Source organism: Yoonia maritima (genome assembly GCF_043641945.1).
GTDB lineage: Bacteria > Pseudomonadota > Alphaproteobacteria > Rhodobacterales > Rhodobacteraceae > Yoonia > Yoonia maritima_B.
The window spans coordinates 695,146-701,982 of the sequence record NZ_JBHZRX010000001.1; the positions used below are offsets into that span (position 1 = coordinate 695,146).

Annotated in this window: 5 protein-coding genes and 1 pseudogene; 1 reads left to right on the forward strand and 5 read right to left on the reverse strand. The window is 50.5% G+C overall.

From position 1 onward, the window contains the following. Nucleotides 1-22: 22 nt before the first annotated feature. Nucleotides 23-1,045 (forward strand): annotated as a pseudogene (locus tag ACHUEV_RS03550) (pyridoxal phosphate-dependent decarboxylase family protein); the annotation flags it as partial. A 465-nt stretch (nucleotides 1,046-1,510) separates the two neighbouring features. Here ACHUEV_RS03550 and ACHUEV_RS03555 read toward each other — a convergent pair. The 5 genes from ACHUEV_RS03555 to ACHUEV_RS03575 form a co-directional block, all read right to left on the reverse strand. Continuing rightward, nucleotides 1,511-2,113, reverse strand: a complete 603-nt coding sequence (locus tag ACHUEV_RS03555) for a TetR/AcrR family transcriptional regulator (protein WP_394177675.1) — start codon at nucleotides 2,111-2,113, stop codon at nucleotides 1,511-1,513. Nucleotides 2,114-2,117: 4 nt separating this feature from the next. Next, nucleotides 2,118-2,762 carry a DsbA family oxidoreductase gene (locus ACHUEV_RS03560; RefSeq protein ID WP_394177676.1) on the reverse strand — a complete coding sequence of 215 codons (645 nt, stop codon included), beginning with the start codon at nucleotides 2,760-2,762 and terminating at the stop codon, nucleotides 2,118-2,120. Between the two features lie 195 nt (nucleotides 2,763-2,957). Continuing rightward, nucleotides 2,958-3,527 carry a carboxymuconolactone decarboxylase family protein gene (locus tag ACHUEV_RS03565; RefSeq protein ID WP_394177677.1) on the reverse strand — a complete coding sequence of 190 codons (570 nt, stop codon included), beginning with the start codon at nucleotides 3,525-3,527 and terminating at the stop codon, nucleotides 2,958-2,960. A 310-nt stretch (nucleotides 3,528-3,837) separates the two neighbouring features. Further along, nucleotides 3,838-5,598, reverse strand: coding sequence for an ATP-binding protein (locus ACHUEV_RS03570; protein ID WP_394177678.1), 1,761 nt, complete (start codon nucleotides 5,596-5,598; stop codon nucleotides 3,838-3,840). A gap of 73 nt (nucleotides 5,599-5,671) precedes the next feature. Further along, nucleotides 5,672-6,436 carry a substrate-binding periplasmic protein gene (locus ACHUEV_RS03575; RefSeq protein ID WP_394177679.1) on the reverse strand — a complete coding sequence of 255 codons (765 nt, stop codon included), beginning with the start codon at nucleotides 6,434-6,436 and terminating at the stop codon, nucleotides 5,672-5,674. Between the last annotated feature and the right edge of the window lie 401 nt (nucleotides 6,437-6,837).

Below are 6,837 nucleotides of genomic sequence, written 5' to 3' on the forward strand. Positions count from 1 at the left end.
TGAGCCGACTGGTCCTTCGGTTGTCGTAATGGAAGAGGTGGCAATTCGCTGGATCACCGATCTTCTTCGGCTTCCTGCAGAAACCGAAGGTGTCTTCACGACCGGTGCGACGATGGCGAATGTTGCATTGTTGGCAACTGCGCGAGATTTACTTCTTGAACGGCAGGGTCATGGCCGGAGCCAAGGTTTGATCGGCGCGCCGAAGCTTCGGGTCGTCGCAAGTGCCGAAATACATGCGACCGTCCTAAAGTCGCTTCGCATTGTCGGTTTAGGATCGGAGATGGTCGAGCGCGTTCCCGTCGACGACCAGGGCAGGATGCGCTGCGACGAGATGCCTGAACTTGACGCGCGAACGATTGTCCTTGCGCAAGCTGGCAATGTCTGCACGGGCGCGACAGACCCAATTGGGAAGATCGCGAAACTTTGTAAGGCTGCAGGCGCCTGGCTTCATGTGGATGGAGCGTTCGGGCTATGGGCGCGCGTCTCTGATAAAATTGGTTGTACCCTCGATGGGCTCGAACATGCCGACAGTTGGGTTTTGGACGCACACAAAACTCTGAACGTGCCTTACGATTCAGGAATTGCGCTTTGCAGACATCCCGAAGCAATGCGCGCATCCATGGCGATTGGGGCGTCTTATCTCCCTCCTACGGATCCTGGTCCGGCCGATCTCGCTCCCGAGTTCAGCCGCGCGGCACGCGGCGCAGAGACATATGCTGCGCTCCTGTCCCTTGGCCAAGACGGGGTCAAGGCTTTGGTGGACCGCTTGCATGATCTTGCCGTTATGCTCGCAACGGGTGCAAGAGAAGTCGGGTTTGAAATCCCGCATGACATTCACTTCAATCAGGTTTTTGCGACACTTCCGGATGACCCTGTGCGATGTGGCGAAATTGTTGAGCGTATCCAGAAATCGGGCGAGGTCTGGTTTGGTGGGGCGAGCTGGCAAGAACGAGAAGGCTTTCGTATGAGTGTGTCGAATTGGACAACGAACGAAGAACACATTGTTCGCTTGATCGCAGTTCTTGAAAACGCTTTGCGCCCGTAGCGGACAAAACATCGCATCGGTAGATGCGCGCATAGTCGACACCCCTTCGATTTGAAAGTCGGCTTTTTGAACATCCCATAAGAAAAATGTGCTGAAATCAGAGTCTAACTATTTAAAAAATTATAAGTTATTAATTTCGTTGCAGCCGCAATCACATTATCAAAAAGATGCAACAAAGGCTGAAAAACCCCTTTAAAACGGAGGCTCCTATTATGAGACTCCGTTCGCTAAAGCAGTCCCTAGTGCAGAGCGCCGCGAATGCCAGCTTTGAGCCCTCTCCACCGGTTTTCTATACCGCAGCTAAAGCCCACATTCGAGAGATGAGAATATAAAGCTCTGTCGAGCCGCCCCCTCCGCGGCTGCCATGTTCGAAGAATGCTTCAAATTTCCAGCGTTCCACCGGCGCATTTATCGCTGAGAATGGAACCGGGCCATAGTATCGGAATGAAATCGGCCAAAGCCGCATTATGAATGCGCCACGCCTAGCATCATTGTTTCCCGAGCCATATCTGCAGCAAGTGCGGCTATGTCTTCTTTTGATGCACCGCGCATTAACTCAACGCGCAATGCCGTGACATTTGCTTGAAAACGCCGTGCCAACCTCTTTGGGTCAACATCTTGTGGCAATTCGCCAGCGTCGCGCGCAGCCTCAAAACTTGCTGCAAACTCTGCGCACATTTGATCAAGGTAGTTCTGAGACACTTTGGCAATCTTGGGATCAGTGGATTTAGTATCCACCAGCGTTTTCATCAGCATACAAGCTTGGCGCGACCTATCTGCACCGGCAAGATCGATGTAGTTTTGAAACTGTGCCGCCAATCCAGCCAATGGTGACGTAGATTTTGCCATCTGAGCCCGAAAACCTTCGCGCGATGCCTCAAAGTAACGTGAAATCGCCAACAGATAGAGATTTTCCTTGCTCTCAAAGGCCGCATAAATGCTGCCTGGCTTCATATTCAGCGCCGCTTCAAGATCTTTGAGAGATGTCGCATGGTACCCTTTGCGCCAGAACACAGCCATGGCCGCATCAAGTGCGGCATCACGATCATAGTTAGCGGCGCGGGCCATCGAGTTAGCCTTTCATTTCGGCAATCTGCGTCAAGATATTGGTGTAATTGTCTACCCCTTGCGCGCCAGTGACAAGATGCCTGCGGTCAAACACCACTGCAGGCACGCCGGAAATGCCTTGTTGTTGCCAAAACTGTTCGGCAGAGCGAACTTCATTGGCAAAGCGTTGATCAACGAGCACAGCCGTTGCCTCATCCCGGTCCAAACCAATTTCACCGGCAATATCGGCCAGCACGGCATTGTCTGACAGATCGCGGCGGTCGGTGAAATGCGCAGCAAAAAGCGCCATTTTCAGATCGTGCTTACGGCCTATCGTCCCGGCCCAGTGCAACAATTGGTGCGTGTTGAAAGTGTTGTGCATGCGAGAGTCGTCAGCCCACGCAAACTCAAACCCCAAGCTATCACCGAGCGCTTTCATTTGCTGACGCGATTGCTCGGACTGCTCGGGCGTGCTCCCATATTTCTCGATGATGTGCTCGCGCGTATTCTGCCCTTCTGGAGGCATCTGCGGATTCAATTCGAAAGGATGCCAATGGACGTCATGCGCGGTCCCCGTCATCTCTAGCGCCTCTGCCAGCTGACGGTATCCGATGATGCACCAAGGGCACATTACGTCAGACACAATGTCGATACGAAGAGGTTCGGTCATGTCATTTCCTTTCAGCAGGACCGGTATAGTCACATACAAGATCGGTCGCGCAGCATTTTAATTGAGCTATCAACTTGAAGGGGCCCCATGTCCAGCTGTTACGCCAAAGTATATAGCTGAACGACGATTTGGGTTGGACGAAATACTGCTCCCGTAGAAATGCTGCCGGAGCGGAAGCCCGCCCCGGCATTTGGATTATTCTGCAGCTACGGCAGACTTCTTTTCCCAGGCAAACTTTTGAAACACTTGGTCGACAGGCGTTTTCGCAAAGTGGTTGGTATAGTTTGACATCAATTTCTGCGCGGCGCCCAAAATGATCTCGAGGATATTTGCTTCGGTAAATCCGGCGTCCAAGAATGCTTGTGTATCCGCCTCAGCCACGAAACCACGGTCACGAACCATCGCCAGTGTAAACGTACGCAACGCTTCAAGCTTTGCAGTCGGCAACGGCGTTTCATCGCGCAATGCTTCAGTGATCGCGTCATCAACCTTCATCATTTTCGCGATCCCTGTGTGAGCTGGAACGCAATAATGGCAATTATTCTCGACGTTAATCGTCTGCCAAACAACGGTTTTCTCTTCATCTGTCATTGATGTCGCCAAAAACTGCTGATGTGCAAACTGATATGCAGCAAGCAACGGCGGTGCGTCCGCCATCGTGCCATGCAGCCCGGGAATACGACCGTTGTTCTTCAATGACGCCTCCAAAAGCGACTTGCTCGCGTCAGGTGCGGACTCAATGTTGTGGATCGTAAATTCAGCCATGATGTTCCCCTTCAGGTATCGATTATTTTCATGAGAGCACCTGATTACGCCAATTTGAGTGATTGCTCAACAATATAATTGAGCAATAACTCAAACGTGAGGGCAGCAATGGGAACAAGTTAACCATCGGCCACAAGCTGACTTTCGTCACACGATAGTTCGCCGTCTTTATGATTTGGAGAAGAAAACGAAAGGTTTCTCAGCTAGGTAGAGCCAATCGGGGCTAGGTCTTTCGTCAAGACAAAGCGCAAGCGGGTTTCAATTCTGACTAGGTCGGCATTAGTAAGAAAAAAGCCACTTATTTCTTCGCCTAAGCGAGCGCTGTTTTAACTGATTTGATCAATTCTGCGCTAGAGACGGGCTTCATCAGTCTGATGTCTTCTGGACGTAACTCGTCTTCGCTGACGATTGCGTCACTGGCGTACCCTGACATGAACACCGCCCGCAGTGATGGTTGTTTGTCACGCAGAGCTTTTACCAGCTTTGGCCCTTGGAGCTTGCCGGGCATTATGATGTCAGTGAGAAGGAGGTCGATCGGGGGGCAAGTATCGAATAGATCGAGGGCGGCATCCCCGGAGCTTGCCGAGAAGAGCTCATACCCGTTCCTTGTTAAAACCGTTACAATCACATCCATCAATTCTGGTTCGTCCTCGACCACCAAAATGCGGGCACGTTTTGTTTCCGTGGGTGCGCTAGTCCGGGCATTTGGGGGCGAAGGTTCGGCCACGTCAGTGGCTGCAGGTAAGTAAAGCCTAAATGTCGTGCCTTTACCTTCCTCGGAAGCAACACGCACAGTGCCACCGGATTGCTTTGTAAAACCTTGAACCATTGATAGCCCCAAACCTGAACCGGCTCCGGGGCCTTTGGTTGTAAAAAAAGGCTCAAAAATGCTGCTAAGGTTTTGTTTGGAAATACCATACCCGGAATCTGTGACCGCAAGTACGACATACCGACCCGGATCAATATCTGATGACTTACTGTCATGTTCTTCTATCGTGATATTGGCTGTTTCAATCTTCAGCACGCCGCCATCGGGCATGGCATCACGCGCATTTAGGATGAGATTGACCAAGGCGCTTTCGATGGAAACCAGGTCACAGCGGACCTTCCAAAGACTTTCGTGAAGCTGGGTTTCGACGGTTATTGTGGCGGGCAATACCCTAGCGGTCCAGTTTTGCGTGTTTCTGACAACATCATTGATATCGACGATTTGTGGAGAAAGCCGTGCACGGCGCGCAAAGCTTAACATGTTTTTGGTTAGGCCCGCGCCTCGTTGGGCCGCTGCGATTGCAGGTCGAATAAAGCTGTCTGCTTTTTCCTTTGGAACAGTCTCTTCCAGTAGCTCCAGGTTGCCCATAATGATAGCAAGAAGGTTGTTGAAGTCATGTGCGACCCCACCCGTCAATTGGCCAATCGCTTCAAGCTTTTGAGCTTGCAGCAGCTGTTTTGATATCTCGCGTTCACGGGTCAAATTGTCGTTAATTGATTGAACTATAAGGCCCAGCTCGTCGTTTTCATGCCCGGCCGGAAAATCGACCAATTTCAATTCGTCAGTTTGGTGGTCTAGCTCCTCAAGGTTTTCCGAAATAGCCACCAAGGGCGTAGCTACCAAGGTTCGGAAAAAATATAGCAGAAGAATAACCAGCAAGACGTTGCGAATGATCCCGAACATTAGATCCAAGACCGCACGATAAAGTAGTTCGCGGCTGGTTCTATTTGTGTCCAGCTCGAGAATTATCGAGCCGACCGAGGTTTCGTAGTTTTGATGATACAGCTTGCGTTCAAAATGCCTTTGGTCCGATAGCGCCCAATCCACCAGCGACGACAGACCGGGCCGCTCTGCTGTGCGGGTTCTTTCAGCGAGAACCTGATTTTCGTCGTCCAAAAGGACAACTGAATGAATGGTAGAGTTCGCAATAAGCCCGGTAATCAGTTCTTCGGCGGATTGAATGTCGAGTTCGTAAGCCGCTTGGGATGCCAGCGGATCAACAGTGTCCAAAATCTCTTGGACGCCTTCACGAGAGGCACTCCTTTGATCATAAAGATCAACCGAGAACTGCCCGATTCCCATCAACACGCCCAGCATACAGCAGCAGCGACGGAAATTCGTGTCAGCTGAACGCTGATCTTACTTTTGCGGTTATTCATCTGAGAATGTTTTGCAACATGGATTCTGCGCCATAGCGCTGGAATAATTTGTCGAATTTCTCTGATTGTACGTACTCGGCGATGGCCAAATTGACTTCACTTACAAACGCTTCGGACTGTGGCGATGGATGACATACCAAAGCCACCCCGGTCGCGCCGAACGGAGGTGAAGTGCTGAATATAGTTGGATCAATATTTTCGTCAGACGATAGAATAAGAATATCTGGCAACCAGCTTCCAACGGCATCAAGTCTATTGTTTGTTAGCATTCTAAACTTGGAATCCTGATCGGCGAGTTCCACGATGATGGCATCAGTCTCATTTAACCGAGTTTCTAAATTCGAGCCGATCCCCATTCCAACCCGCAATCCATCCAATTCGTCTAGTTTCGAAATTGCTTCGCGCCCTGGCGCCATGAAGATATGCTGTGTTGAATAAAACACGATCTGGCTCGATTTCAGTTCGGTAACATCGATATCGAATTTTGTTAAAAACGTTCGATCAAAACCCCACATGCAATCGACGTCGCTAGATGCGAATGATGACAAGGCACGCTTGAACGGCAAGGGCGTAAACGCGTGGGGCGCGGACACACTCGCGAGGATTTCAGAAATCAAGTCTCCGTAGAACCCCTGACCTTCTTCATTCAAAAGCCTCTCGCCCAGCACGGGTCCCGTAATGGTCAGGCTCTCAGCTGCACTCGAGTTAGGTAAGACATTCCCAAGAAAAACGCAGATGGCCGTAAATAAGAACCTATTCATCAAAAACTCCCGAGAACGTACTTGCACATGTCGTCGAATTGGTAGTGCTCACCGGCAGATGCAATCTATCCGATATCGTAGTATTTCGTCGATTTTAGCTTAGTGGAAAAAAGCGTAAGTTTTCCTTCACGAATTTTCAAGTTCGTTCATCATTTGAACCACCGTAGCATAGGGAAGCTTTCCTCCAAAGTTGAGCTCTGCAACGAACGTCCGTGATAGGGCTCAACACTATTGGCGGATTGCGGAAGCGCACTGAAGTCCTGAACATCGGGAACCCAGTTCGCAAGAGCGCAGGGTTAACGTAATTGCATAAGATGTCGCGCACATTCGTCCGTAATTTGAAATTTGTTGGGATGGGAACCCTCCACACTGATCCATACTAACGCTCTCAACGTAATCGA

Excerpts from the sequence above, each read along its gene's own strand:
- ACHUEV_RS03555 (WP_394177675.1), bottom strand. The coding sequence starts at position 2,113 with ATGGCCCGCGCCGCTAACTATGATCGTGATGCCGCACTTGATGCGGCC.
- ACHUEV_RS03560 (WP_394177676.1), bottom strand. The coding sequence starts at position 2,762 with ATGACCGAACCTCTTCGTATCGACATTGTGTCTGACGTAATGTGCCCT.
- ACHUEV_RS03565 (WP_394177677.1), bottom strand. The coding sequence starts at position 3,527 with ATGGCTGAATTTACGATCCACAACATTGAGTCCGCACCTGACGCGAGC.
- ACHUEV_RS03570 (WP_394177678.1), bottom strand. The coding sequence starts at position 5,598 with ATGGGAATCGGGCAGTTCTCGGTTGATCTTTATGATCAAAGGAGTGCC.
- ACHUEV_RS03575 (WP_394177679.1), bottom strand. The coding sequence starts at position 6,436 with ATGAATAGGTTCTTATTTACGGCCATCTGCGTTTTTCTTGGGAATGTC.